Raw genomic sequence first — 24,906 nt, 5'->3', positions numbered from 1 at the left:
CCCCCCTGGGGGAGAGGGCTGGGGTGAGGGGGTGGCTTTTGGCTTTGCCCTTGATTTCAGAGCAATGGCCAATAAAGCCACCCTCACCCCCCGCCCTCTCCCGGAGGGAGAGGGAGCTAAAAGCAATTTCAGCGCCCTACACACTTCCTGTAGGAGCTGCCGCAGGCTGCGATCTTTTCGACGCAACACCCGATCATTCTTTGAAAGCCCGCTTTACCGGAGCACCGCACCATGACGCTTGCAGTCCAGTTCACCAACGTTTCCCGGCAGTTCGGCGAAGTGAAAGCCGTTGACCGGGTTTCCATCGATATCCAGGACGGCGAGTTCTTTTCCATGCTCGGCCCTTCCGGCTCGGGCAAAACCACCTGCCTGCGCCTGATCGCCGGATTCGAACAACCGAGCGCCGGCTCGATCCGCATTCACGGCGCCGAAGCCGCCGGTCTGCCGCCCTATCAACGTGATGTGAACACCGTCTTCCAGGATTACGCACTGTTCCCGCACATGAACGTGCTGGACAACGTCGCCTATGGCTTGAAGGTCAAAGGCGTGAGCAAAACCGAACGCCACAAGCGCGCCGAAGAGGCGTTGGACATGGTCGCCCTCGGTGGCTACGGCGCACGCAAACCGGTGCAGTTGTCCGGCGGTCAGCGCCAGCGTGTCGCCCTCGCCCGCGCCTTGGTCAATCGCCCGCGCGTGCTGTTGCTTGATGAGCCATTGGGCGCCCTCGACCTGAAATTGCGCGAGCAGATGCAGAGTGAACTGAAGAAGCTGCAACGCCAGCTCGGCATCACTTTCATCTTCGTCACTCACGATCAGACCGAAGCACTGTCGATGTCCGACCGCGTGGCGGTGTTCAACAAGGGCCGCATTGAACAGGTCGACACCCCGCGCAATCTGTACATGAAACCCACTACAACCTTCGTCGCCGAATTCGTCGGTACTTCGAACGTGATTCGTGGCGATCTGGCGCGCCAGCTCAGCGGCCATCCGCAGCCGTTTTCGATTCGCCCGGAACACGTGCGTTTTGCCGAAGGCCCGCTCACCAGCCATGAAATCGAAGTCAGCGGTCTGCTCCACGACATCCAGTATCAGGGCAGCGCCACGCGCTATGAACTGACGCTGGAAAATGGCCAGACCCTGAGCATCAGCCACGCCAACAATCAGTGGATCGATAGCAGCGCGCAGCACCAGACCGGCCAGCGCCTGAGCGCACGCTGGGCGCGGGAAGCGATGATCCCGCTGCATGACACCGTCGCGAGCGGGGTCTGAAATGAGCACGCTCGCAATGACCCAGGCACCGCCGTTGCGGCGGTTTTCCAACCTGCTCTATCGCAAGCCGAATCTTTATCTGTCGCTGCTGCTGGTGCCGCCGTTGCTGTGGTTCGGCGCGATCTACCTCGGCTCGTTGCTGGTGCTGTTGTGGCAGGGGTTCTACACCTTTGACGACTTCACCATGGCGGTCACCCCTGACCTCACGCTGGCGAATTTTGCCGCGCTGTTCCAGCCGTCCAACTTCGACATCATCCTGCGCACGCTGAGCATGGCCATCGTCGTGTCGATCGCCAGCGCCATCGTCGCGTTCCCGATTGCCTATTACATGGCGCGCTACACCACGGGCAAGACCAAGGCGTTTTTCTACATCGCGGTGATGCTGCCGATGTGGGCCAGTTACATCGTCAAGGCCTACGCCTGGACGTTGCTGCTGGCCAAGGGTGGTGTCGCGCAGTGGTTCGTCCAGCACCTGGGGCTGGAGCCGGTGTTGCAGTTCATTCTGGGGATTCCCGGCGTCGGCGGCAGCACCCTGTCGACCTCGCATCTGGGGCGGTTCATGGTGTTCGTCTACATCTGGCTACCGTTCATGATCCTGCCGATTCAAGCGTCGCTGGAACGTCTGCCGCCGTCGCTGTTGCAGGCGTCTGCCGATCTCGGCGCCAGGCCGCGCCAGACCTTCATGCAGGTGATTTTGCCGTTGTCGATCCCGGGGATTGCTGCCGGTTCGATCTTCACGTTTTCGCTGACCCTGGGCGATTTCATCGTGCCGCAACTGGTGGGCCCGCCGGGCTACTTCGTCGGCAGCATGGTCTACGCGCAGCAAGGTGCGATCGGCAACATGCCGATGGCCGCAGCGTTCACGTTGGTGCCGATTGTGCTGATCGCGGTTTACCTGTCCATCGTCAAACGTCTGGGGGCCTTCGATGCACTCTGAGCGCGCTTCACTGGGCCTGCGCATTGCCGCCTGGGGCGGGTTGGTGTTTCTGCACTTCCCGATCCTGATCATCTTTCTTTACGCCTTCAACACCGAGGAAGCGGCGTTCAGCTTTCCGCCGAAGGGCTTCACCCTGCACTGGTTCAGCGTGGCGTTTTCGCGGCCGGATGTGCTGGAGGCGATCAAGCTCTCGCTGCAGATTGCCGCCATCGCCACGTTGATCGCGATGGTGCTCGGTACGCTGGCTTCGGCAGCGTTGTACCGCCGCGATTTCTTCGGCAAGCAGGGCATTTCGCTGATGCTGATTTTGCCGATCGCCCTGCCGGGGATCATCACCGGGATCGCGCTGCTGGCGACGTTCAAGACACTGGGGATCGAGCCGGGGATGTTCACCATCATCGTTGGTCACGCGACGTTCTGCGTGGTGATCGTCTACAACAACGTCATCGCCCGTCTGCGGCGTACTTCGCACAGTTTGATCGAAGCCTCGATGGATCTGGGTGCCGATGGTTGGCAGACCTTCCGCTACATCATCCTGCCGAACCTCGGCTCGGCGCTGTTGGCCGGCGGCATGCTCGCCTTTGCGCTGTCGTTCGACGAAATCATCGTCACCACGTTCACCGCCGGGCATGAGCGCACGTTGCCGTTGTGGCTGCTCAACCAGCTCAGCCGCCCACGGGATGTGCCGGTGACCAACGTCGTCGCCATGCTGGTGATGATGGTGACCATGCTGCCGATTCTCGGCGCGTATTACCTGACCCGGGGTGGCGAGAGTGTCGCGGGCAGTGGCGAGAAATAACCGAATAACTGAAGAAACTGGATCGAAATGTGGGAGCGGGCTTGCTCGCGAAGAGGCAATCAAATTCAGCATTGATGTCGGCTGACCCACCGCTTTCGCGAGCAAGCCCGCTCCCACAATGGATCCCGGTTTCTTCAGAAAAATAACAATTGCTTCGAAGAGGACAACAGACATGCAAACCAGACTCTTGATCAACGGCCACCTGGTCAACGGCGAAGGCCCGGCCCAACCGGTGCTCAACCCGGCGCTCGGCAGCATACTGGTGGAGATCAACGAAGCCTCCGAGGCCCAGGTCGATGCCGCCGTGCGCGCCGCCGATAACGCGTTCGCCGAATGGTCGCAAACCACACCGAAAGACCGTTCACTGCTGCTGCTCAAACTCGCCGACGCCATCGAAGCCCACGGCGAGGAACTGGCGAAACTCGAATCCGACAACTGCGGCAAACCCTACAGCGCTGCACTGAACGACGAGATCCCGGCGATTGCCGACGTGTTCCGTTTCTTCGCTGGCGCCAGTCGTTGCATGAGCGGTTCGGCCGGTGGCGAATACCTGCCCGGCCACACCTCGATGATCCGCCGCGACCCGGTGGGAGTGATCGCGTCCATCGCGCCGTGGAACTACCCGTTGATGATGGTCGCCTGGAAAATCGCCCCGGCCCTCGCTGCCGGTAATACCGTGGTGCTCAAGCCGTCGGAACAAACCCCGCTGACCGCGTTGCGTCTGGCCGAACTGGCGTCGGAAATCTTCCCGGCCGGTGTACTCAATCTGGTGTTCGGTCGCGGTCCTACCGTCGGCAGCCCGTTGGTCACGCATCCTAAAGTGCGCATGGTCTCGCTGACTGGCTCCATCGCCACTGGCTCGAACATCATTTCCAGGACCGCCGACAGCGTCAAACGCATGCACATGGAACTGGGTGGCAAGGCGCCGGTGATCATCTTCGACGACGCCGACATCGATGCCGCCGTCGAAGGCATCCGCACCTTCGGTTTCTACAACGCCGGGCAGGACTGCACCGCCGCGTGCCGGATCTACGCGCAGCAGGGCATCTACGACAAGTTTGTCGAGAAGCTCGGCGCGGCGGTCAGCAGCATCAAGTACGGCTTGCAGGATGATCCGTCGACCGAGTTGGGGCCGCTGATCACCGCGCAACATCGCGACCGCGTCGCCGCGTTCGTCGAACGCGCCGTGGCACAGTCGCACATTCGCTTGATCACCGGTGGCAAGGCTGTGGAAGGCGACGGTTTCTTCTTCGAGCCGACGGTGCTGGCCGACGCGCAACAGGATGACGAGATCGTCCGCCGCGAAGTGTTCGGGCCGGTGGTGTCAGTAACCAAGTTCACCGATGAAGCGCAGGCGCTGGAGTGGGCCAACGACTCCGACTACGGCCTCGCCTCCTCGGTGTGGACGGCGGATGTCGGACGCGCGCATCGCTTGTCGGCGCGGTTGCAGTACGGCTGCACCTGGGTCAACACACACTTCATGCTCGTCAGCGAAATGCCCCATGGCGGTCAGAAATTGTCCGGTTACGGCAAGGACATGTCCATGTATGGGCTGGAGGACTACACCACGGTTCGGCATGTGATGTTCAAGCACTAAGCCTTTAAAAGCTTCGCGAGCAAGCCCGCTCCCACAGGGGGACGCATTCCAAGGTGGGAGCGGGCTTGCTCGCGAAGGCGTCACCTCGGTTTCAGGAAGAAAACCGGCATTACGCACCACCAGGATTCCAAAACAATAACTACCGACCCGGGCGGCGCCCACAAAGCCCCGCCACGGCTTCGGCCATCCGAAATCTGCCGATTTCCCGGAGCAAAACACATGAGTGCCTCACCCGAACTCTCGGCCGCCGTTGCCGACAGCGATGCCGAACAACTGCGCAAACTCGGCTACACCTCGAACTTCAACCGCAGCATGAGCCTGTGGGAAAACTTCGCTTTAGGGTTCACCTATCTGTCACCGGTCGTGGGGGTTTATACCCTGTTCGGCCTGTGCCTCGCGGCCGGTGGGCCACCGATGTTCTGGGCCTATCTACTGGTCGGTTGCGGCCAGTTGCTGGTGTGCCTGATCTTCGGCGAAGTGGTTTCGCAGTTCCCGATTTCCGGTGGCGTTTATCCATGGGCGCGGCGTCTGGTCGGCAAGAAATGGGCGTGGATGGTCGGCTGGATCTACTCCATCGCCCTGTGCGTGACCATCGCGGCGGTGGCCGTCGGTGCCGGCCCGTATCTGGCGGCGATGCTCGGGTTTGAGCCGAGCAACAACACCAACATCGTCATCGCGCTGGTGCTGACCTTGTTCGCCACGCTGGTCAATCTGAGCGGCACCAAAGTGCTGGCGCGTATCGCCATGTTCGGCTTCCTCTGCGAACTGGTCGGCGCGGTAATCGTCGGCGTGTACCTGCTGATCTTCGAGCGTCACCAGCCTCTGAGCGTGCTGTTCAACACCTTCGACATCCGCGTCGACGGCTCGTACCTGCCGGCGTTCCTCACCGCTTCGCTGGCCGGGATGTTCCTCTACTACGGCTTCGAGGCCTGCGGCGACGTTGCCGAAGAAACTCCGAACCCCAGCGCAAAAATCCCGGTGGCCATGCGCATGACCATCTACATCGGCGGCGTCGCGGCGATGTTCGCCTGCCTGGCGCTGATCCTCGCCGTGCCGGACATGCAAGCGGTGATCAACGGCACCGACAAGGACCCGGTCACCACCATCCTCAACAACGCCTTCGGCCCGATCGGCTCGAAAGTAGTGATGGGCGTGGTAATGATTTCCTTCATCTCCTGCGTCATCAGCCTGCAGGCTGCGGCGAGTCGTCTGCTGTACTCCTACGCTCGCGATGAAATGGTCATCGGCAGCCGACTGTTGAAAAAGATTTCTCCTAAAACTCAGGTGCCCGTTGCCGCGCTGTTCGTGTCCGGCGTCCTGCCCGCCCTGATCATCGCCCTCGGCTTCTTCCTGCAAGACGCCGTGGCCACCATCGTCAGCTTCGCCGCCATCGGCATCTACCTCGCGTTCCAGATGATCGTACTGGCTGCTTTGTATGCGCGGATGAAAGGCTGGAAACCCAGCGGCAAATTCACCCTCGGCGCCTGGGGCTGGCCAGTGAACATCGGCGCGCTGGTGTATGGCGTCGGCGCGATCATCAACATGGCCTGGCCGCGTACGCCGGATGCGGCTTGGTATGTGAACTATGCGATGGTGTTGAGCACGGTGATCGTGATTGGGCTGGGGCTGGTTTACATGTGGATTGGCAAGCCGTATGACCATGGGAAGGCGCCGGCTGGGGATGCTTGGAAGGTGAGTCGCTAAGCGCTTCTGACCCCGGCACCGACAAAGTGTCGGGGTTCAGCAAAGACGAGAAAAGTCATCAAAAAGAAAGCTCTGCCTGATCGTGCTTCAGTAACGAAATACGATCGAACAACCTGATTTTTTCATTGGCTTTTTGCTTGGCGTGATCGGACATGAATGCAATCAACTCTTCGAGCTGACTGACGTCTCCGACCACTTTGAATTCCTTTTCCTTGTTGACGAAGACAAGCGACTTCTTCTTTCTCGACAACAGTTCAATGACGTTGCTGAGCGTGCCGGTGCTCTTTGCGTCCCAGATCATCAAACCGTAGTCAGCTGCTTCGGCCATGACGACGTCTTTCTCGGTGAAGAAGGCTCTCGACCCCTTGGAATGCTTGGAGTCGACTGTTCTGGCGGGCCACTGTCCAAGATTATTCCTAGGAGCAGAACCGCTGCAGAACACCGTGGTTTTGGATCGTTCGAGACTCAGCAGGTACTCCTGAATGGAGGTATCGGCGCCACCTGCATCCCCAACCACCACCTCAAAATCTGACGCGACGATATTATTGATGCGCTCTTTAACCTTCGGATCAAGGTTCTTGATGTTGATAGAGCCAGCAATAAATACAGTGGTCATTGAATTCACTTCCAAGTTAGCGCTGCGACATAAATTTTCCCTACTTTCGGATATTTACGCAGAACAGCGCAGGCCGCGTCCATCGACGCTCCGCTATCAAACAAATCATCTACAACCAAAACATTCCAGCATCCATCGGTGGTGATTTCATCATTGACAGTGAAACTGTCTCCAATCGCGGCAACCTTGTCGGCTTTGGAATGTAAATCCTTGAGCGACTTTCCCGTGGTCGCTTTTCGAAGCAAATCCGTGAAAACCGGCCGACCGATAATTCGTCCCAACGCCAGGGCAACTTCAGTCACCGGTTGTCGCTGACGAATATTTGAAGCGGGCATAGGCACTACAAACCCGACCTGGTTCAGTTTTGGGAACACATTTGTCGCTACTGCCTGGGCAAGTGGACTGACCTGAGTCCAATCCTTCTGGTATTTGAGCTGGTAGGTCGCCTCACCAATCTCAGTACGCTGATTATCGAAGCATGGGTGTCCGCGATCATCGTTGCCAAGAAAGGTACTACTTACCATGTGTTTGTCCAGCACCCAGCCCTGATCCCAAGGGCCGTTGATCTGCTTGAGAGATACCTTCATTGAATTCTCCTTTATTCGTCACAATCCTTTGAGCCCTGAAACGACGGGCCGGCATCTGCAACGATGCGCAATATTCAAACAAATAACGGAAAAAACACTGGTGAGGGGCGGTCTCGCTGGCGCCAATGCAAAAACAGGCATTTCCTACAGATACGACCCTCAGCTATAAATCCTCTTTCCTACAGAAGGTATCGATAGAACCGACTTGGCGTCGTAGGTTGCTAGCCGATAGGCTTTCTCTCGGCGGCGAAATCAGCGGCCCGGTGTCGGAGCCGGAATAAATATCAAAACGGCGTGACCGCACTCATTTGAGTGGCGGCTCTATTCTCAATATTGGAGTCGAAAAATGCCTAACCATGTACAAATTCCTTCTGAAAGCTCCGCTTTCTTCACCCCCACCGCCTTCACCCGCCACAACCGCTTCCTCCACGCCTTCATGCAAGACCACGAAGCCTGGTTCTGCGTGCAAGATCTCGGTCGCTTGATGGGTTACCCCCTGAACGAACGCCTCACCCTGAAACTCGATCCCGACCAGCGTCGCCATGTCCTCCTGCGTCGGGACGGCGAAATCATCGATTGCGCGATGGTCAGCGAGTCCGGCTTGTTCGCCCTGCTCGTCCATCACTTCGTCCCGGAAAACCGACACCTGCGCCAATGGCTGAGCCATGAAGTCATCCCGATGCTGCGCGAAACTCAATCAAGCCCTGTGGAAAACCACCCGAGCTTGAGCTCAATGCATTGGGCAGGCGTTACCGTACCGCTGCTGCACTGGCAACAGCAGGCGTGGGTCAAATGGCGGGATGTGCCGGAGTTGATGCGCGGCCAGCGGCCGTATCCAGTCCTGGGAACGTGTAGCTGATCCAAATAAAAAAGGGCGGACCTTTCAGTCCGCCCCTTTTTATTTCCACTCAAAACCGCGAAACACTCCGCATCGCATCCACCAGATACCGCATCGCTATCCGGTCACTCTCCGACAACTCGCGATAACGCTCCACCAGCTTCAGCTCTTCAGAACTCAAACGACGCCTTCTACGGCCGCTGCCGAGGCAGGGGAAGATGCCGAGCATTTCGGCGATACCTTGTATTTTTGCCATGGACGATGTCCTTCAATACTTCAAAGAATTGCTAAACCACCACATCGCCCTGCCCCTTACAGCAGCGCCGTGTGCCCTACCGGTCAACACCGGTCATGCCCATAGAATAGAAATTAAATCGGCGCTGAAAAGCGGTTTTTAGAGTAATTAGTCGAAAAAAGCAGATATGCCGCATAAATCAGAACGCCCTGTCAGATTTTTAACCGACATGTCTTGTTTCATTGACACTCTGTCACTGTGAATCAACGAATTTTGCTCGGCGAGCGAACCGTTTAAGCTAGCCGGCATCTGTTTATAGTCCGTTGCGTTTGGCCGAAGGCTTGTCCGAACCGTAATTTCTGATCCAGCACGTGCCAGGAAAGGCGCGGGATTGCTCACGACAGGTTGTATTTATGCACCGCAGGAATTTGCTCAAAGCGTCGATGGCCATTGCGGCTTACACCGGTCTCTCGGCTTCCGGCCTGCTGGCCGCCCGTGCCTGGGCAGCCAATGGTGGCGCCGCCGATGGCGAGGCCCAGGCTTTCGACTTCGAAGCGCTCAAGCGCCAAGCCAAGCAATTGGCCGGAACGGCCTATCAGGACAGCAAACAGGTGCTGCCGCCGACTTTGGCGACTATGACCCCGCAGAACTTCAACGCGATCCGCTACGACGGCGATCATTCGTTGTGGAAAGAAAACAAGGGTCAGCTGGACGTGCAGTTCTTCCACGTCGGCATGGGTTTCCGCCAGCCGGTGCGCATGTACAGCGTCGATCCGAAGACCCGCACCGCGCGCGAGGTGCATTTCCGCCCGACGCTGTTCAATTACGAGAACACCTCAGTCGACACCCAGCAGCTCAAGGGCGACCTGGGGTTTGCCGGCTTCAAGCTGTTCAAGGCGCCGGAGCTGGATCGCCATGACGTGGTGTCGTTCCTCGGCGCCAGTTATTTCCGCGCGGTGGACGCGACTGGCCAATATGGCCTCTCCGCTCGCGGCCTGGCCGTCGACACCTACGCGAAAAAGCGCGAAGAATTCCCGGACTTCACTAAATTCTGGTTCGAGACCCCGGATCAGAACGCCACGCGTTTTGTGGTCTATGCGCTGCTCGACTCGCCGAGCGCCACCGGTGCCTACCGCTTCGACATCGATTGCCAGGCCGAGCGCGTGGTGATGGAGATCGACGCCCACATCAACGCGCGTACTGCCATCGAGCAACTGGGCATCGCACCGATGACCAGCATGTTCAGCTGCGGTACCCACGAACGGCGCATGTGCGACACCATTCACCCGCAGATCCACGACTCCGATCGCCTGGCGATGTGGCGCGGCAACGGCGAGTGGATCTGTCGCCCGCTGAACAACCCGGCGACCCTGCAATTCAACGCGTTCGCCGATACCGATCCGAAAGGCTTCGGCCTGGTGCAGACCGACCACGAGTTCGCCAACTATCAGGACACCGTTGACTGGTACAGCAAGCGCCCGAGCCTGTGGGTCGAACCGACCACCGCGTGGGGCGAAGGCTCCATCGATCTGCTGGAAATTCCTACCACCGGCGAAACGCTCGATAACATCGTCGCGTTCTGGACCCCGAAGAAGCCAGTGGCCGCCGGCGACTCGCTGAACTATGGCTACAAGCTCTACTGGAGCGCCCTGCCACCGGTCGGCACGCCGCTAGCGCGAGTGCATGCGACCCGGTCGGGTATGGGTGGTTTCGTCGAAGGCTGGGCACCGGGCGAGCATTACCCGCCGGTCTGGGCCCGACGTTTTGCCGTGGACTTCACCGGTGGCGGTCTCGATCGCCTGCCGCAGGGCACCGGGATCGAACCGGTGGTCACCTGCTCCAACGGCAAGGTGCAGGACTTCAGCGTGCTGGTGCTCGATGACATCAAGGGTTACCGGATCCTGTTCGACTGGTACCCGACCAGCGACAGCGTCGACCCGGTGGAACTGCGCCTGTTCATCCGCACCAATGACCGCACATTGAGCGAGACCTGGTTGTACCAGTACTTCCCGCCGGCGCCGGACAAGCGCAAGTATCCTTGATGATTTGAGGCGCCTGTAAGGGCCTCCTCGCGAGCAAGCCCGCTCCCACACTGGATCCCGGTCGATCACACAGTTTGCGACCGACACAGAACCAGGGTGGGAGCGGGCTTGCTCGCGAATGCGTCAGAACATTCAACATCGGTTATTGAAGAAACTGCGTCAGGTCAGTGGGCAATACAGATGAATGTCTCTGGGTTCTTGATCAAACAACTCCGGATCCGCCTGATCAACCAACCGGCAACCCTGTCTCTGATAAAACTCCACAGTGTTGCGCGATTCAGTCGCTGAAACATACAACGCCTGGGCACCGAATCGCCGACCCTGCTTACAAGCCAGCGCAAACAACTTCGCCCCCAGCCCTTGCCCGCGGTAATCCCGGCTGATGTGCAGAAACTTCAACTGGCGCATGCTCAACCCCTGATTGTGAATAACCCGGTTATCCACAACCACCGCCGCGATCAGCGCCTGCCCATCGAAAACCCCGTACAACCAGCCACCGCGCCGCAAGCACTTCTCCAGCGCCAGCGCGTTTTCCTCAGCTTCGCCTTCCGGCCAGCCACGCATGTCGAAATGCACCGGGTACAGAATCAGCTCACCGTTTTCCAGCCGATAACATTCTTCAACCAGCTCGCTGCGGTCGATCTGCGCCAGCAACGGCAAGTCGTGTTCGGTCAGTTCTCGCTCGATCAACATGCTCGACTTCCTTGGCAAATGGCAGGCAAGAAAAAACCCGCCGGTTCAATGGCGGGTTTTATAGACGTTACCCAGACCTGAAATCAATCGCGCAGATCAGACTCGTGAATCGGCTGATCACGATGGGTCGCGCGCTGATACTGCGCCGGCCATACCGCTTTGCGCCCACCCAGATCATCGTCGGCATGCAGCGGCCAGTACGGGTCCCGCAGCAGCTCGCGAGCGAGGAAGATGATGTCGGCCTGACAGGTGCGCAGAATGTGCTCGGCCTGCGCCGGCTCGGTAATCATGCCGACGGTGCCGGTGGCGATGCCTGATTCCTTGCGCACCCGTTCGGCGAAGCGCGTCTGATAACCCGGCCCCACCGGAATCTCGGCGTTGGCGGCGGTACCACCGGAAGAGACGTCGATCAGATCCGCTCCCAGTGCCTTGAGGCGGCGCGCCAGTTCCACGGTTTCATCCGGGTTCCAGCCGTCTTCGACCCAGTCGGTGGCCGAAACCCGGACAAACACCGGCAACTCTTGTGGCCAGACCTCGCGCACGGCCTCGGTGACTTGCAACACCAGCCGAATACGGTTTTCGAACGAACCACCGTATTGATCGCGGCGCTGATTGCTCAATGGCGACAGAAACTGATGCAGCAGATAACCGTGGGCGGCATGCACCTCGACCACGCTGAAACCTGCGGTCAACGCACGTTTGGCCGCAGCGACGAAGGCCTGGATGACTTCGGCGATTTGCCCTTCATCCAGCTGCTTCGGTTGCGTGTGCTGCGGGTCGAAGGCAATCGGCGACGGCCCGACCGGGGTCCAGCCGCCATCCTCCGGCTTGACGCTGCCGTGTTTGCCGATCCATGGCCGATGGGTGCTGGCCTTGCGCCCGGCATGGGCCAGTTGAATGCCAGCAACCGCACCCTGAGCCGTGATGAAACGGGTGATGCGTTGCAGCGGTTCGATCTGTTCGTCGTTCCACAAACCGAGGTCTTCGGCGGTGATCCGCCCGTCGGCGGTGACCGCCGTGGCCTCGGTGAAAATCAGGCCGGCACCGCCCACTGCGCGGCTGCCCAGGTGCACCAGATGCCAGTCGTTGGCCAGACCGTCGACGCTGGAATACTGGCACATAGGCGACACGGCGATGCGGTTGGGCAGGGTCAGTTGGCGAAGGGTAAAGGGTTCGAGCAGCAGACTCATGGGGCACCTCTCAAATCAGTGGGCAGGCTCCAGGGTTCTGTTTGAAAAGTCGACGAGTGACAGGAAAAGTGCAGCACCCGCCCCCGCGGGCAAAAAATCGACAAGACGTCACAAGGCCAATCAAGCAGTGCTTAGAGCCTAGTCGACAACCGGGGATGAGGGAGGGTTCAGAGTGATTCAGTGTGTGAAAGGGTGCTTTCGCGAGCAGGCTCGCTCCCACAAAGACAACACCGTGCCTGTGGGAGCGGGCTTGCTCGCGAATGGCGTCAGCGCGGTTCGATGTGGGCAATCATCAGTTGCACCGTCTCGTTGCCCCGGAACTCGTTGACGTCGAGCTTATAGGCCAGCTCGACCCACTGAATGGTCGGGTTCGGCCAGACATCACGGTCGATGCCGAAAGCGATGCCATCCAGCTTCACCGACCCGCACTCGCTTTTCAGCACCACTTTCAGGTGCCGCTCGCCGACCACCCGTTGCTCGACCAACTGAAACACGCCATGGAACAGCGGCTCCGGGAAGTGCTGGCCCCAAGGCCCGGCATGGCGCAGGGCGCGGGCCAGTTCCAGATGGAATTCCTCGACCGCCAGCGTGCCATCCGAAAGCATGCGCCCGGTCAGGTCCTCCTCACGAAGTTGCCGACGCACTTCGGCATCGAAAGCTTCGGCGAACAGCGGAAAATTCTCTTGCGGCAAAGTCAGACCGGCCGCCATCGCGTGACCACCGTACTTGGCGATCAGGTTCGGATGCTGCGCCGCCACCACGCTCAGGGCGTCGCGAATGTGGAAACCCTGCACCGAACGCCCCGAGCCCTTGAGTAAACCGTCACCGGCATCGGCGAAGGCAATCGTCGGGCGGAAATAACGCTCTTTCATCCGCGAGGCGAGAATGCCGATCACGCCCTGATGCCACTCGGGATCGAACAGGCACAGGCCGAACGGCATCGATTCCACCGGCAAATCCTTGAGCTGGGCCAGCGCCTCGCGCTGCATGCCCTGCTCGATGGTTTTGCGATCCTGATTCATGCCGTCCAGTTGCGCAGCCATTTCCCGCGCCAGATTGGCATCGGCGGTGAGCAGGCATTCAATGCCGAGGCTCATGTCATCCAGGCGCCCCGCCGCGTTCAGACGCGGGCCGACGATAAAACCCAGGTCGGTGGAGGTAATCCGCGCCGCGTCACGCTTGGCCACTTCAAGAATTGCCTTGATCCCCGGTCGTGCACGCCCGGCGCGAATCCGCTCCAGCCCCTGATGCACCAGAATCCGGTTGTTGGCATCCAGCGGCACCACGTCGGCAACGCTGCCCAGCGCCACCAGATCCAGCAGTTCGCCGATGTTCGGCTGCGGCTTGCTCTCGTACCAGCCGAGACTGCGCAGGCGTGCACGCAAGGCCATCAACACGTAGAAAATCACCCCGACCCCGGCCAGCGCCTTGCTCGGAAACTCGCAGCCGGGCTGGTTCGGGTTGACCAACGCATCGGCCAGCGGCAGTTCATCGCCGGGCAAGTGGTGGTCGGTGATCAACACCTTGAGCCCGGCCTTCTTCGCCGCCGCCACGCCTTCGACGCTGGAGATGCCGTTGTCGACGGTGATCAGCAACTGCGGTTCGCGGGTCAGGGCGACTTCGACGATTTCCGGGGTCAGGCCATAGCCGTATTCGAAGCGGTTCGGCACCAGATAATCGACATGCGCCGCGCCCAGCAGACGCAAGCCAAGCACGCCGACCGTACTGGCCGTCGCGCCATCGGCGTCGAAGTCACCGACGATCAGAATCCGCTGACGCTGCTCCAGCGCCGTCACCAGCAGATCCACCGCTGCCTCGATGCCCTTGAGCTGCTGGAACGGAATCAGCCGCGCCAGACTTTTATCCAGCTCCGCCTCGGATTGCACGCCCCGCGCCGCGTACAAACGGGTCAGCAAAGGTGGCAGGTCACCGAGAAACGGCAGCGTGGCAGGCAACGGTCGAGGATCAATACGCATGGGCTAACGGAAACTTCTCTTGAATACGTGGGATTAATCAGTAAGCGGCGCAGGATCAGCCGCGTTCACCGGCCAGCCATTCCAGCTGGACTTCGTGCTGACCACGGTCGTCAGTGACGAAGATCGTGCCTTCGCTGATCATCACGTCCCACTTGATGACGCGCGGCATGTCCTTGGCCAGGGTTTCCAGTACTTCCTGCGGCACGGCGGCGATGTTGACGTTTTTCAGGTTCTTCGCCACCGGCACCACTTTGCCTTCCCACACGCGCAGACTGCCATAGGCCAGCAGACTGGTGCGTTCGGTGCGACGCGAGCACCAGGTCAGACGATCGGCGTCCGGCTGGCCAACTTCGATCCAGTGCAGAACGCGGTCATCCAGGCTTTTTTCCCACAGCGCTGGTTCATCCACGTCCGACAGACCACGGCCAAACGACAGCAGTTCGTTGTACCAGAGGGCGTAGGCCAGCAGCCGCACGGTCATGCGCTCTTCGGTTTCCGAAGGGTGACGGGCGATGGTCTGCTTGACGCTCTCGTAGACGCTACGGTCGAGGTCGGTGAGGTTCAGTTCGAATTTGTACGTGGTAGACGGCTGGGCCATGAACGGGCTTCTTGATACGAGGAAAGTCGGCAAGTCTAACCGATGCCGTAGGCAATCATCGAATTGATGGCGATCAACCTGCGGCGTCTGACAGCCGGCTATGTTAAAACGCTGTATCCGCTCAGCCTTGTCCTACAGGATTCAGTATGCCGTTCGCCAACAAACCGCTCAGCGGTGTGAAAGTCATTGAATTGGGTACGTTGATTGCCGGGCCGTTTGCCTCGCGCATTTGCGGCGAGTTCGGCGCCGAAGTGATCAAGATCGAATCGCCCGACGGCGGTGATCCGCTGCGCAAGTGGCGCAAATTGTATGAAGGCACCTCGCTGTGGTGGTTCGTCCAGGCGCGCAACAAGAAGTCGCTGACGCTGAACCTCAAGCACCCCGAGGGCCTGGCGATCCTGAAAAAACTGCTGGGCGAAGCCGACATCCTGATCGAAAACTTTCGCCCCGGCGTGCTGGAAAAACTCGGGCTGAGCTGGGAAACCCTGCACGCGCTGAATCCGAAACTGGTGATGGTGCGCCTCTCCGGTTTCGGCCAGACCGGGCCGATGAAGGATCAACCGGGCTTCGGCGCGGTCGGCGAGTCCATGGGCGGTTTGCGCTACATCACCGGCTTCGAAGACCGGCCACCGGTGCGCACCGGAATCTCCATCGGCGATTCGATTGCCGCGTTGTGGGGCGTGATCGGCGCGCTGATGGCGCTGCGTCATCGTGAGGTCAACGGCGGTCTCGGCCAGGTAGTCGATGTCGCGTTGTACGAGGCGATTTTCGCCATGATGGAAAGCATGGTGCCGGAGTTCGACGTGTTCGGCTTCATCCGCGAGCGCACCGGCAACATCATGCCGGGCATCACGCCGTCATCGATCCATACCAGCGCCGACGGCAAGCATGTGCAGATCGGTGCCAATGGCGACGCAATCTTCAAGCGCTTCATGCTGATCATCGGCCGCGAGGATCTGGCCAACGACCCGACACTGGCGAGCAACGACGGTCGCGACAGTCGCCGCGACGAGTTGTATGGCGTGATCGACCGCTGGGTCAATTCGCTGCCGCTGCAAAGCGTGCTCGACCTGCTCAATCAGGCGGAAGTGCCGGCTAGCCGGATCTTCAGTGCCGAGGACATGTTCAGCGATCCGCAGTACCTCGCCCGGGAAATGTTCCTGCAGGCGAAGCTGCCGGACGGCAAGCCTTTCAAGATGCCGGGCATCGTGCCGAAACTCTCTGAGACACCGGGCACTTCCGAATGGGTCGGGCCGCAGCTCGGTGAACACAATGCGCAGGTACTGCACGATCTTGGCTACGACGAACAGCAGATCGCCCGGTTGCGCGCAGACGGAGCTATCTAAGCTGAAACATCGGCAGACATCGGACGCCAACCGCGCCCACCACTGGTGGACGTGGCGGCTGTTCGGCCTGTTGTTTCTGCTCGCCCTGCCCGCCTGGGCGCAAGCGAAACCCACGCTGGTCTGGTTGCTGCGCGACCTGCCGCCCCTGACCATCTTCGAAGGCCCGAAAAAGGGCCAGGGCGTCATCGATCAACTGATGCCGATGCTGATCGCCGGCATGCCGCAATACGAACACACGCTGATGCGGGTCAATCGCGCCCGCGGCATGCAGATGCTGCACGAGCCGTCCTTCACCTGCGATCCGTCGCTGATCTGGAGCAAGGAGCGCACGCAATGGATCACTTTCTCTATCCCGGCGTTTCGCGCTGTCAGTAATGGTCTGGTGGTGCGTCAGAAAGATCGCGACGTACTGGCGCCGTACCTGATCGACGGTGAAGTCGATCTGCCGGCATTTCTGGCCAATGGCGAGATCAAGGTCGGAGTCGTCGCGGAACGCAGTTACGGCGAGTATCTCGACAGTCTGCTCAAGCAGGCTCCCGGCGGTGCGTTGACGCCGCATTATGGCAACGACGCCCTGAGCAGCCTGCTGTCGATGCAGCGCCTGGGGCGTCTGCAAGTGGTGCTGGGTTACTGGCCGGAGATCCGCTATCAGGCGCAGCAGGCGCAAATTGCCGAAGACGAACTGGTGTTCTTTCCGATTCGCGGCACCGGCAAGTATCTGTCTGGCTTTGTCGGGTGTTCCGATACTCCTCAGGGCCGTCAGGCGATCAGTGAGATCAACCAACTGCTGCGTACCCTGCCCCACGAGCAACTGAACCAGTCGTATGCCGACTGGCTGGACCCCGAAATGCGCACGGATTATCTGCAACAGGCGCGGATTTTTTTCGAGCAACAGGCCACGCAGTAAAACCTGCGGGCAAAAAGAAACCCCGAGCAGTGGGGAGACAACTCGGGGTTAAACGCGGTCTGCTTAAAGACCCGTAGCAGCAAGCGACAAGCACCGGAGCACAATGCTTGATCCTGCTGTTATGGGGTCTGACTGACGGGGATGCAGGAAGGTTCCCACAAAAAATATTTCATCTTTACAGGGCCGCACGCTTATCCAGCGCCGCATTGCGCAAGGCCGCGATCACACAGGGCTCCAGCCGCCCTTCGGCGATCAGGACGTCACGGTGCAAACCGTCAACCACATCTGTCAGAAGGCGTTTGTCGGTCAACTGCGCCTGATTGAATTCGCGCTCCACCACGAGGGCGCCGTTGCTGTTCTTCAGCGTCACCAGGCATTCGCCATGGGCGCCACACGGAGTCAACGTCACCTGATACGGGCTCAGAGCCTCACCGAGCAATAGACTGATACTTTCCATCTCGATCTCCACTCAATAGTCCGAAAACATTGTGCCTGGGGCGTGTTCACAATAAATGACCACCGGCCCGAGAAGAAAGTTCTGAATACCGCGCTGCTCCCGGAGCAGTTAGCGGTCTGTCAGAGCATGCACGGTGAAGATGACAGAAACATAACCATCGGCTCAAGCCCCCGCCGGATGGGCTGCCGCTTGCAGGTAGCTGTCCAGCAGCCCGCGCATCAGCACCGCCGAGACCGGCGTTTGCAAACGCCCCAGGAGTTTCAGCTCCTGCTGGTGCAGCAGGCTTTCGAGATCACTCAGCAGGCCGGGTGTCACACGCCCCAGCAGGATAAGCGCCCGCGCTTCCCGCCCGGCCACCAGATGACGGATCAGCGCCAGGCCCTCTCCGCCGCGCAGTTGCGGATCGCAAATCGCTATGTCGACCCGGGTGCGGCGCTCCAGCGAGCACTTTGCGGACGCTAGCGACGGCGCTGTCAGCACGTCGTAGATACCGACCGCATTGAGCATCTGGTGCAACGCCATCATTCGATAAGGATCGGGTTCGAGAATCAGTACTTTGAGCGAGCGCATGGACGACCTCTGAAACGGCAATCGCGGACTCGTCCGCAGTTGCTGCCCACTTTAGGGCAGCCTCCTTCAGTCCCCCATCGGAAAAGGAAGCGCGTGATATAGGAAATTTCCCTATATCAATGCGGATGTCCCGTCGTTGCCGCATCACGCCGGGTGATATCCGACCACCCGCCGAGCAGGCCTCGCAACTCCCCACTGGCACAGTAAAACGGCACCGTCCATTGATAGATGTCGCGATTACCCTGCTTGAATTGCAGGCGACGTCTGCTGAAGCGGGTTCGGCGGGTTCTCAGCTGAATCATGAACTCCTCATGCAGCATGCCGGCGGTGGCACGCGGCAGGGCATCGACGTCGATCAAGCGACACCCCTGCACCTGCTCAAAGCGGATCGACAACGCCTCTTCGTAGCTTTTGTTACAGAGGATCAGACGCCCTTCCAGGTCGCGAACGAACACCGGGTCAGGCATGGCGTCTATCAGCGCGCGCTGGAAGACCAATTGATCACCGAGCTGGCTTTGCACGTCTCGATGCTGTTTGATCAGCGCCGCCATTCGCCGATGCCATAACAGCGACAACCCACAAAAAGCCCCCACCACAAACACACCCCAGTAGCCCAAACGCGACCAGTGTTGCCAGCCCGCAGCAGCTGGTTTCGGCCCGATGCCGCCCAGCCAGTTCAGGCGAATGGCCCGCAGTTCGGAAGCCGGGAACGCTTCAAGCGCCTTGTTCAGGATGCTCAGCAATTGCGGCTGCCCCTTGCGCACGGCCAGAAGATCCGCCTCCCATTTTCCCTCCAGCAATTCGCCAACCTTCAGCAAGCCTGAGGGATAGAGCTGCGCACCGATTTCGTTTTCGATGGTGGCATAGGCCTCACCGCTTTCGACCAGCGCCCGCGCCTCGGCATAGGTTTTCACCGAACGTAATTCGATGGACGGATAATCGCGTCGGATAACCCCCTCCAGCGCATGCCGACCCGGCAACACCAGCACCCGTTTGGCCAACTGCTCCAGCGATTGCACTCCAGGCTCGCCGGCGCGGCCGACAAATACCCAGCCGGCACCGCCAAAGGCATGACTGAAATCCAGGCTCAACCGGCGCTCATCATTCATCGCCAGGGTCGTGCTCATGTCTGCGGCACCGGTTTCCAGGCGTTCGAGCATCTGCGCGGTGGAAAACGACTCCCGGTAAACGAATTGCAACCCGGTCATGGCGCTGATGCGTTTGAGCACATCATTGTTCAAGCCGCTCCAATGACCATGCTCATCCAGAAACAGGTACAACGGGTACTGCTCCGCCGCCACGATCACCGTCGGGTTATCGCGAACCCATTGCCGCTCGGCTTCACTCAGCACAACGGTGCCGATGTTCAACTGCTCTTCATCATGCGCCAGATGCGCCGCAACGCCCACGCGCCAGCCAACCAACAGGCACAACAGAAAAACCCGCTTCAGGGCGTGTTTCCATCCTCTTTCAAACAGCATTGCCACTTCCTTCGTGATCGACTCACCCGTCCTTCATGGGCGAAAACCCGAGCAGTGTGGCAGCAGAAACAAAAAAGCCCGTCAGGAGACGGGCTTCAAAATGTGACAGCTTTTTCGGCTTACAGCGGCTTGCCGCGGTTGCCGTGCTGGCTGACAAAGGCCTGTACGGCTTTCAGCTCGTTTGGCAGAACGGTGCAGCGCTCGTTTCGCTCAAACAAATCAGAAAGATGTGCAGGCAGTTCGAGAGCTTTTCCTACACCCGCTTTCTCCACGGCATCCGGGAATTTCACCGGATGTGCGGTACCCAGGATCACCATCGGGATGTCCAGGCTGCGGCGACATTCGCGCGCGGCCTTGACGCCGATGGCGGTGTGCGGATCCAGTACTTCGCCGCATTGCGCGTAGACTTCGGCGATGGTTTCGCAGGTTTGCGCGTCATCCACGGCCAGCGAGTCGAACAGCTTGCGGGCTTCGGTCCAGCGCTCTTGCTCGACGCTGAAACCACCGCCCTGCTTGAACGAATCCATCAGCCCGGCAATCGCCGCGCCGTTGCGACCGTGCAGGTCGAACAGCAGGCGTTCGAAGTTCGACGAAACCATGATGTCCATCGACGGCGACAGCGTGGCGTGCAGGGTTTCCTTGACGTACTGGTTGCCGCTCATGAAGCGGTGCAGGATGTCGTTGCGGTTGGTCGCGACGATCAACTGGTTGATCGGCAGGCCCATGTTGCGCGCCAGGTAACCGGCGAAGATGTCGCCGAAGTTGCCGGTCGGTACCGAGAACGCCACCGAACGCGCCGGGCCGCCCAGCTGCAGGGCTGCGTGGAAGTAGTAGACGATCTGGGCCATGATCCGCGCCCAGTTGATCGAGTTCACCGCCACCAGACGCGTGCCCTTGAGGAAGCTCTGGTCGGCGAAGCTGTTCTTGACCATTTCCTGGCAGTCATCGAAGTTGCCTTCGATGGCGATGTTGTGGATGTTCTCGCCGACAATCGTCGTCATCTGCCGACGCTGCACTTCGGACACGCGGTTGTGCGGGTGCAGGATGAAGATGTCGACGTTTTCGCAGTGCTTGCAGCCTTCGATGGCGGCCGAACCGGTGTCACCCGAGGTGGCACCGACGATGACCACGCGCTCGCCGCGCTTTTCCAGCACGTAATCGAGCAGACGACCGAGCAGTTGCAGGGCGAAGTCCTTGAACGCCAGGGTCGGGCCGTGGAACAGCTCGAGCACCCATTCGTTACCGTTGAGCTGACGCAGCGGCGCAACGGCGCTGTGCGAGAACACACCGTAGGTTTCTTCGAGGATCTTCTTGAAATCGGCGTCAGGAATGCTGCCGGTGACAAACGGGCGCATCACGCGGAAGGCCAGCTCGTGATAAGGCAGACCGGCCCAGGAAGCGATTTCTTCCTGGGTGAAACGTGGCAGGTTTTCCGGGACGTACAGACCGCCGTCGGTGGCCAGACCGGCCAGCAGGACGTCTTCGAAATTCAGGGCCGGTGCCTGGCCGCGGGTACTGATGTAACGCATGACTGACTCCAATGGAGAGTGTGCACAACAATGGCCCCTTTCACGGGGCCATTGCAGGACAACGACTTAGTTCAGGTGCTCGACGCGGATCCGTACAACCGGACCATTCACGCCGGCCAGGGCTTCGAGGGCGGCGATCGCATCGTTGATACGCTGCTCGACCACGCGGTGGGTCAGCAGGATCATCGGTACCAGACCGTCGTGTTCCTCGACTTCCTTCTGCATGATCGACTCGATGTTGATGCCGCGCTCCGAGAGGATGCTCGCCACCTGAGCCAGTACGCCCGGATGGTCCTTGGCCTGGATGCGCAGGTAGTAGGCGCTTTCGCAGGCTTCGATCGGCAGGATCGGATGCGCCGACAGCGAGTCCGGCTGGAAGGCCAGGTGCGGCACGCGGTTTTCCGGATCGGACGTCATGGCGCGAACCACGTCCACCAGGTCGGCGATCACCGACGAAGCGGTCGGCTCCATGCCGGCACCGGCGCCGTAGAACAGGGTCGAACCGGCGGCGTCACCGTTGACCATCACGGCGTTCATCACGCCGTTGACGTTGGCGATCAGACGATCGGCCGGGATCAGCGTCGGGTGTACGCGCAGCTCGATGCCGGCAGCGGTGCTGCGCGCCACACCGAGGTGCTTGATGCGGTAGCCCAGCGCTTCGGCGTAATTCACGTCGGCGGTGGTCAGCTTGGTGATGCCTTCGGTGTAGGCCTTGTCGAATTGCAGCGGAATGCCGAACGCGATGGAGGCCAGAATCGTCAGTTTGTGCGCGGCGTCGATGCCTTCGACGTCGAAGGTCGGATCGGCTTCGGCGTAGCCCAGCGCTTGCGCTTCGGCCAGCACGTCTTCGAAGGTGCGACCCTTCTCGCGCATTTCGGTGAGGATGAAGTTACCGGTGCCGTTGATGATCCCGGCGACCCAGTTGATGCGGTTGGCGGACAGGCCTTCACGGATCGCCTTGATCACCGGAATGCCACCGGCCACGGCCGCTTCGAATGCCACGATCACGCCTTTCTCGCGTGCCTTGGCGAAAATCTCATTACCGTGAACGGCGATCAGTGCCTTGTTCGCGGTGACCACATGCTTGCCATTCTCGATGGCCTTGAGTACCAGCTCGCGGGCAACGGTGTAGCCGCCCATCAGCTCTATGACGATGTCGATCTCAGGGTTCGTGGCCACTTCGAAGACATCGTTGGTAATCGCAATACCGGTCGTCTGGAACTGAGGCTTTGGCGTGCGCATGGCAATTTGTGCCACTTCGATCCCACGCCCGGCACGACGAGCAATTTCCTCGGCGTTGCGCTGAAGTACGTTGAAGGTACCGCCACCGACGGTCCCTAACCCACAGATGCCTACTTTGACCGGATTCACTGTGAACTCCCCATGAAACGGCCGACGCAAGGTCGGCCGGAAAACAACCGCGTGTTCGCGGCTCTCTATTAATGGCCCGGCGATGTTGCTGCCGGACCATGATCGTCAACGGCGGACCGTGACGATGCGAATTACTTGGCGCCCAGCGCCAGTTTGGCGACTTGTGGCGCCGGCTGGTAGCCCGGAATGACTTGTCCGTCAGCCAAAACGATGGCCGGTGTGCCGTTCACGCCAATCGACTGACCCAAAGCGAACTGTTTGGAAACCGGGTTCGCGCACTTGGCGGCCTTGATTTCCTTGCCATCGACCATTTTGTCCATGGCGGCTTTCTTGTCGGTCGAGCACCACACGGCTTGCAACTGCTCGTCACCCGGCGAGCCGAGGCCCTGACGCGGGAACGCCACGTAGCGCACTTCGATGCCGCGCTTGTTCAGCTCAGGCACTTCGGCGTGCAGCTTGTGGCAGTACGGGCAGGTGGTGTCGGTGAACACGGTGATGTGCGATTTGGTTTCACCCACCGCCGGATACACCACGGTTTCGGCCACTGGAATGGCATTGATCAGTTTGGAGATGCCCAGGCGTTCGGTCTTCTCGGTCAGGTTGACCGGTTTGCCGTCCTTGAGCTGGAACAGGTAGCCCTGAACGATGTACTGGCCGTCGGCGCTGGCGTACAGCACGCGGCTGCCCTTGAGCTTGACTTCATACATGCCCGGCAACGGACTGGCGCTGATGCTTTCTACCGGAACCTCGAGTTCGAGTTTTTCCAGGCTTTGACGAATGGCTTTGTCGGCCGCGTCATCGGCGACGGCAAAGGTGCTGACCAACGCAATGGCTGCGGCGGCGAAAATCTGGGTCAGACGCATGAGAACTCCTGAAGGCGGACAAATGAAACGGTCAGAACGCCCGTGCCGGAACACCGGGTCATAACCGTCCATCGTGCAAACCGGCAAAGCCTACCACATAAGGCTCGCATGGCCGAATGCGCCTGACACAAGACACTCAAGGCTGACTGGCACACATTATTGTGGTGAGGGGATTTATCCCCGATGCAGGCGCTGCGGTCGTAAATGGATACTTTGGAATTTTATTGAACGCAAAGTTTTTGGGGCTGCTGCGCAGCCCGTCGGGGATGAATCCCCTCGCCACAGGTAATGACTCCAACATTGAAGGTTGCATCAGCCTCTTGGGTGGTGTTTGGCATGGAGGTCCTGCAAGCGCGCGCGGGCCACATGGGTGTAGATCTGCGTGGTCGACAGATCACTGTGCCCGAGCAACATCTGCACCACCCGCAGATCGGCGCCGTGGTTGAGCAGGTGCGTGGCGAAGGCGTGACGCAAGGTGTGCGGCGACAGCGATTTGCCGATCCCGGCGACCTTGGCCCAATGCTTGATCCGGTGCCAGAAGGTCTGACGGGTCATTTGCTCGCCGCGCTGGCTGGGGAACAGTACATCGCTGGGGCGCCCGCCGAGCAGCTCGCTGCGACCATCGCGCATATAGCGCTCGACCCAGACAATCGCCTCCTCGCCCATCGGCACCAGGCGCTCCTTGCTGCCCTTGCCCATCACCCGCAGCACGCCCTGACGCAGGTTGACCTGCTCCAGCGTCAGGCTGACCAGTTCGGTCACGCGCAGACCACAGGCGTACAGCACCTCAAGCATGGCGCGGTCACGCTGGCCGATGGCTTCGCTCAGATCCGGCGCCTTGAGCAGCGCTTCGACGTCGGCTTCCGACAATGATTTGGGTAAAGGCCGACCGAGTTGCGGCATGTCGACGCGCAAGGTCGGATCGACCGTAATCAGCTTTTCTCGCAGCAGATAGCGATAAAAACCACGCACACCGGAAAGAAATCTGGCGGTGGAACGCGGCTTGTAGTTCTGCTCCAGGCGCCAGGACAGGTGATCGAGGATCAACTCACGACCGGCATTGATCAGCTCGAGGTTTTTCTCTTGCAGCCAGCCGTTGAACAGCGCCAGATCGCTGCGGTAGGCGCCACGGGTGTTGTCGGACAGGCCTTTTTCCAGCCACAGGGCGTCGAGGAATTGGTCAATCAGTGGATGGTCGATGGCAGGCATGGGCGCTCAAGGCACACAACCTCCGGGGCTGTGCGCAAATGTAGAGTGAACTGTAGGAATGGCCGCTAGTCTTTCATAGCCCGCAATTTCAA

At 60.0% G+C, this 24,906-nt stretch carries 23 protein-coding genes; 9 read left to right on the top strand and 14 right to left on the bottom strand.

The features are described 5' to 3' along the window. The first annotated feature begins 231 nt into the window (after positions 1-231). The 5 genes from ACOYXI_RS24705 (at position 232) to ACOYXI_RS24685 (ending at position 6,306) form a co-directional block, all read left to right on the top strand. Positions 232-1,269 (top strand): ABC transporter ATP-binding protein, encoded by a 1,038-nt coding sequence (locus ACOYXI_RS24705; protein ID WP_461675402.1) that lies wholly within the window; start codon positions 232-234, stop codon positions 1,267-1,269. 1 nt (position 1,270) lies between these two features. After that, a complete protein-coding gene (locus ACOYXI_RS24700; RefSeq protein ID WP_096795795.1) occupies positions 1,271-2,206 on the top strand; it encodes an ABC transporter permease in 936 nt (311 codons plus the stop codon). Beyond that, entirely contained in the window at positions 2,196-3,005 is an 810-nt protein-coding gene (locus tag ACOYXI_RS24695; protein ID WP_098967399.1) for an ABC transporter permease, read from the top strand. The genes ACOYXI_RS24700 and ACOYXI_RS24695 overlap by 11 nt, the downstream gene beginning before the upstream one ends. Before the next feature lie 172 nt (positions 3,006-3,177). Beyond that, entirely contained in the window at positions 3,178-4,602 is a 1,425-nt protein-coding gene (locus ACOYXI_RS24690) for a gamma-aminobutyraldehyde dehydrogenase (protein ID WP_461675401.1), read from the top strand. A gap of 219 nt (positions 4,603-4,821) precedes the next feature. Beyond that, on the top strand, positions 4,822-6,306 hold the full coding sequence (locus ACOYXI_RS24685) for an APC family permease (RefSeq protein WP_266275603.1): 1,485 nt from the start codon (positions 4,822-4,824) through the stop codon (positions 6,304-6,306). 58 nt (positions 6,307-6,364) lie between these two features. On the opposite strand, the gene ACOYXI_RS24680 is transcribed toward ACOYXI_RS24685, so the two are convergent. Together ACOYXI_RS24680 and ACOYXI_RS24675 are read right to left on the bottom strand one after the other, a co-directional pair. Then, a complete protein-coding gene (locus ACOYXI_RS24680) occupies positions 6,365-6,922 on the bottom strand; it encodes a hypothetical protein (RefSeq protein ID WP_123587135.1) in 558 nt (185 codons plus the stop codon). Positions 6,923-6,927: 5 nt separating this feature from the next. Then, entirely contained in the window at positions 6,928-7,509 is a 582-nt protein-coding gene (locus tag ACOYXI_RS24675; RefSeq protein ID WP_064120575.1) for a ComF family protein, read from the bottom strand. A gap of 346 nt (positions 7,510-7,855) precedes the next feature. Between ACOYXI_RS24675 and ACOYXI_RS24670 the strand changes: the two genes are divergently transcribed. Further along, complete coding sequence (locus ACOYXI_RS24670; protein ID WP_134785513.1) at positions 7,856-8,368, top strand: BRO-N domain-containing protein; 513 nt, start codon at positions 7,856-7,858, stop codon at positions 8,366-8,368. 49 nt (positions 8,369-8,417) lie between these two features. Here the strand turns inward: ACOYXI_RS24670 and ACOYXI_RS24665 are convergent, their stop codons facing one another. Further along, positions 8,418-8,603 (bottom strand): hypothetical protein, encoded by a 186-nt coding sequence (locus ACOYXI_RS24665; protein WP_003222012.1) that lies wholly within the window; start codon positions 8,601-8,603, stop codon positions 8,418-8,420. A 392-nt stretch (positions 8,604-8,995) separates the two neighbouring features. Here ACOYXI_RS24665 and ACOYXI_RS24660 point away from each other — a divergent pair, with 392 nt between their 5' ends. Next, on the top strand, positions 8,996-10,624 hold the full coding sequence (locus tag ACOYXI_RS24660; protein ID WP_103485374.1) for a glucan biosynthesis protein D: 1,629 nt from the start codon (positions 8,996-8,998) through the stop codon (positions 10,622-10,624). 159 nt (positions 10,625-10,783) lie between these two features. Here the strand turns inward: ACOYXI_RS24660 and ACOYXI_RS24655 are convergent, their stop codons facing one another. The 4 genes from ACOYXI_RS24655 to ACOYXI_RS24640 form a co-directional block, all read right to left on the bottom strand. After that, entirely contained in the window at positions 10,784-11,317 is a 534-nt protein-coding gene (locus ACOYXI_RS24655) for a GNAT family N-acetyltransferase (RefSeq protein ID WP_461675400.1), read from the bottom strand. An 83-nt stretch (positions 11,318-11,400) separates the two neighbouring features. Next, positions 11,401-12,507 carry an NADH:flavin oxidoreductase/NADH oxidase gene (locus ACOYXI_RS24650; protein ID WP_134785512.1) on the bottom strand — a complete coding sequence of 369 codons (1,107 nt, stop codon included), beginning with the start codon at positions 12,505-12,507 and terminating at the stop codon, positions 11,401-11,403. Positions 12,508-12,773: 266 nt separating this feature from the next. Beyond that, positions 12,774-14,483: a single-stranded-DNA-specific exonuclease RecJ gene (gene recJ / locus ACOYXI_RS24645; protein WP_027610978.1), complete on the bottom strand. Its 1,710-nt coding sequence runs from the start codon at positions 14,481-14,483 to the stop codon at positions 12,774-12,776. A gap of 55 nt (positions 14,484-14,538) precedes the next feature. Continuing rightward, complete coding sequence (locus ACOYXI_RS24640) at positions 14,539-15,081, bottom strand: YaeQ family protein (protein ID WP_003222001.1); 543 nt, start codon at positions 15,079-15,081, stop codon at positions 14,539-14,541. A gap of 146 nt (positions 15,082-15,227) precedes the next feature. Here ACOYXI_RS24640 and ACOYXI_RS24635 point away from each other — a divergent pair, with 146 nt between their 5' ends. Both ACOYXI_RS24635 and ACOYXI_RS24630 read left to right on the top strand, forming a co-directional pair. Continuing rightward, positions 15,228-16,427 carry a CaiB/BaiF CoA transferase family protein gene (locus tag ACOYXI_RS24635; protein WP_095138297.1) on the top strand — a complete coding sequence of 400 codons (1,200 nt, stop codon included), beginning with the start codon at positions 15,228-15,230 and terminating at the stop codon, positions 16,425-16,427. After that, complete coding sequence (locus tag ACOYXI_RS24630) at positions 16,375-17,334, top strand: TIGR02285 family protein (RefSeq protein ID WP_225137657.1); 960 nt, start codon at positions 16,375-16,377, stop codon at positions 17,332-17,334. Before ACOYXI_RS24635 ends, ACOYXI_RS24630 begins: the two co-directional genes overlap by 53 nt. Before the next feature lie 175 nt (positions 17,335-17,509). Here ACOYXI_RS24630 and ACOYXI_RS24625 read toward each other — a convergent pair whose 3' ends face one another. The 7 genes from ACOYXI_RS24625 to xerD all read right to left on the bottom strand — a co-directional run bounded on the left by ACOYXI_RS24625 (position 17,510) and on the right by xerD (position 24,814). Beyond that, the gene (locus ACOYXI_RS24625; RefSeq protein ID WP_041063178.1) at positions 17,510-17,791 is read right to left on the bottom strand and encodes a DUF3509 domain-containing protein; all 282 of its coding nucleotides are present in this window, start codon (positions 17,789-17,791) and stop codon (positions 17,510-17,512) included. Between the two features lie 162 nt (positions 17,792-17,953). Further along, a complete protein-coding gene (locus tag ACOYXI_RS24620) occupies positions 17,954-18,361 on the bottom strand; it encodes a response regulator (RefSeq protein WP_461675399.1) in 408 nt (135 codons plus the stop codon). 116 nt (positions 18,362-18,477) lie between these two features. Continuing rightward, on the bottom strand, positions 18,478-19,842 hold the full coding sequence (locus ACOYXI_RS24615; protein WP_461675398.1) for a transporter substrate-binding domain-containing protein: 1,365 nt from the start codon (positions 19,840-19,842) through the stop codon (positions 18,478-18,480). A 119-nt stretch (positions 19,843-19,961) separates the two neighbouring features. Continuing rightward, complete coding sequence (thrC, locus tag ACOYXI_RS24610; protein ID WP_027610971.1) at positions 19,962-21,371, bottom strand: threonine synthase; 1,410 nt, start codon at positions 21,369-21,371, stop codon at positions 19,962-19,964. A gap of 66 nt (positions 21,372-21,437) precedes the next feature. After that, entirely contained in the window at positions 21,438-22,742 is a 1,305-nt protein-coding gene (locus tag ACOYXI_RS24605) for a homoserine dehydrogenase (protein WP_007908972.1), read from the bottom strand. A gap of 131 nt (positions 22,743-22,873) precedes the next feature. Beyond that, positions 22,874-23,605, bottom strand: coding sequence for a bifunctional protein-disulfide isomerase/oxidoreductase DsbC (dsbC, locus tag ACOYXI_RS24600; protein ID WP_007967782.1), 732 nt, complete (start codon positions 23,603-23,605; stop codon positions 22,874-22,876). Positions 23,606-23,917: 312 nt separating this feature from the next. After that, positions 23,918-24,814 (bottom strand): site-specific tyrosine recombinase XerD, encoded by an 897-nt coding sequence (gene xerD, locus ACOYXI_RS24595; RefSeq protein ID WP_007967784.1) that lies wholly within the window; start codon positions 24,812-24,814, stop codon positions 23,918-23,920. Between the last annotated feature and the right edge of the window lie 92 nt (positions 24,815-24,906).

Source organism: Pseudomonas sp. G3-19, from assembly GCF_054855875.1.
Note: the sequence above shows the minus strand (reverse complement) of the source record. Positions and strands in the feature narration are given on the sequence as shown.

Coding starts and splice junctions, on each gene's coding strand:
- ACOYXI_RS24705 (WP_461675402.1), top strand. CDS start 232: ATGACGCTTGCAGTCCAGTTCACCAACGTTTCCCGGCAGTTCGGCGAA.
- ACOYXI_RS24700 (WP_096795795.1), top strand. CDS start 1,271: ATGAGCACGCTCGCAATGACCCAGGCACCGCCGTTGCGGCGGTTTTCC.
- ACOYXI_RS24695 (WP_098967399.1), top strand. CDS start 2,196: ATGCACTCTGAGCGCGCTTCACTGGGCCTGCGCATTGCCGCCTGGGGC.
- ACOYXI_RS24690 (WP_461675401.1), top strand. CDS start 3,178: ATGCAAACCAGACTCTTGATCAACGGCCACCTGGTCAACGGCGAAGGC.
- ACOYXI_RS24685 (WP_266275603.1), top strand. CDS start 4,822: ATGAGTGCCTCACCCGAACTCTCGGCCGCCGTTGCCGACAGCGATGCC.
- ACOYXI_RS24680 (WP_123587135.1), bottom strand. CDS start 6,922: ATGACCACTGTATTTATTGCTGGCTCTATCAACATCAAGAACCTTGAT.
- ACOYXI_RS24675 (WP_064120575.1), bottom strand. CDS start 7,509: ATGAAGGTATCTCTCAAGCAGATCAACGGCCCTTGGGATCAGGGCTGG.
- ACOYXI_RS24670 (WP_134785513.1), top strand. CDS start 7,856: ATGCCTAACCATGTACAAATTCCTTCTGAAAGCTCCGCTTTCTTCACC.
- ACOYXI_RS24665 (WP_003222012.1), bottom strand. CDS start 8,603: ATGGCAAAAATACAAGGTATCGCCGAAATGCTCGGCATCTTCCCCTGC.
- ACOYXI_RS24660 (WP_103485374.1), top strand. CDS start 8,996: ATGCACCGCAGGAATTTGCTCAAAGCGTCGATGGCCATTGCGGCTTAC.
- ACOYXI_RS24655 (WP_461675400.1), bottom strand. CDS start 11,317: ATGTTGATCGAGCGAGAACTGACCGAACACGACTTGCCGTTGCTGGCG.
- ACOYXI_RS24650 (WP_134785512.1), bottom strand. CDS start 12,507: ATGAGTCTGCTGCTCGAACCCTTTACCCTTCGCCAACTGACCCTGCCC.
- recJ (WP_027610978.1), bottom strand. CDS start 14,483: ATGCGTATTGATCCTCGACCGTTGCCTGCCACGCTGCCGTTTCTCGGT.
- ACOYXI_RS24640 (WP_003222001.1), bottom strand. CDS start 15,081: ATGGCCCAGCCGTCTACCACGTACAAATTCGAACTGAACCTCACCGAC.
- ACOYXI_RS24635 (WP_095138297.1), top strand. CDS start 15,228: ATGCCGTTCGCCAACAAACCGCTCAGCGGTGTGAAAGTCATTGAATTG.
- ACOYXI_RS24625 (WP_041063178.1), bottom strand. CDS start 17,791: ATGGAAAGTATCAGTCTATTGCTCGGTGAGGCTCTGAGCCCGTATCAG.
- ACOYXI_RS24620 (WP_461675399.1), bottom strand. CDS start 18,361: ATGCGCTCGCTCAAAGTACTGATTCTCGAACCCGATCCTTATCGAATG.
- ACOYXI_RS24615 (WP_461675398.1), bottom strand. CDS start 19,842: ATGCTGTTTGAAAGAGGATGGAAACACGCCCTGAAGCGGGTTTTTCTG.
- thrC (WP_027610971.1), bottom strand. CDS start 21,371: ATGCGTTACATCAGTACCCGCGGCCAGGCACCGGCCCTGAATTTCGAA.
- dsbC (WP_007967782.1), bottom strand. CDS start 23,605: ATGCGTCTGACCCAGATTTTCGCCGCCGCAGCCATTGCGTTGGTCAGC.
- xerD (WP_007967784.1), bottom strand. CDS start 24,814: ATGCCTGCCATCGACCATCCACTGATTGACCAATTCCTCGACGCCCTG.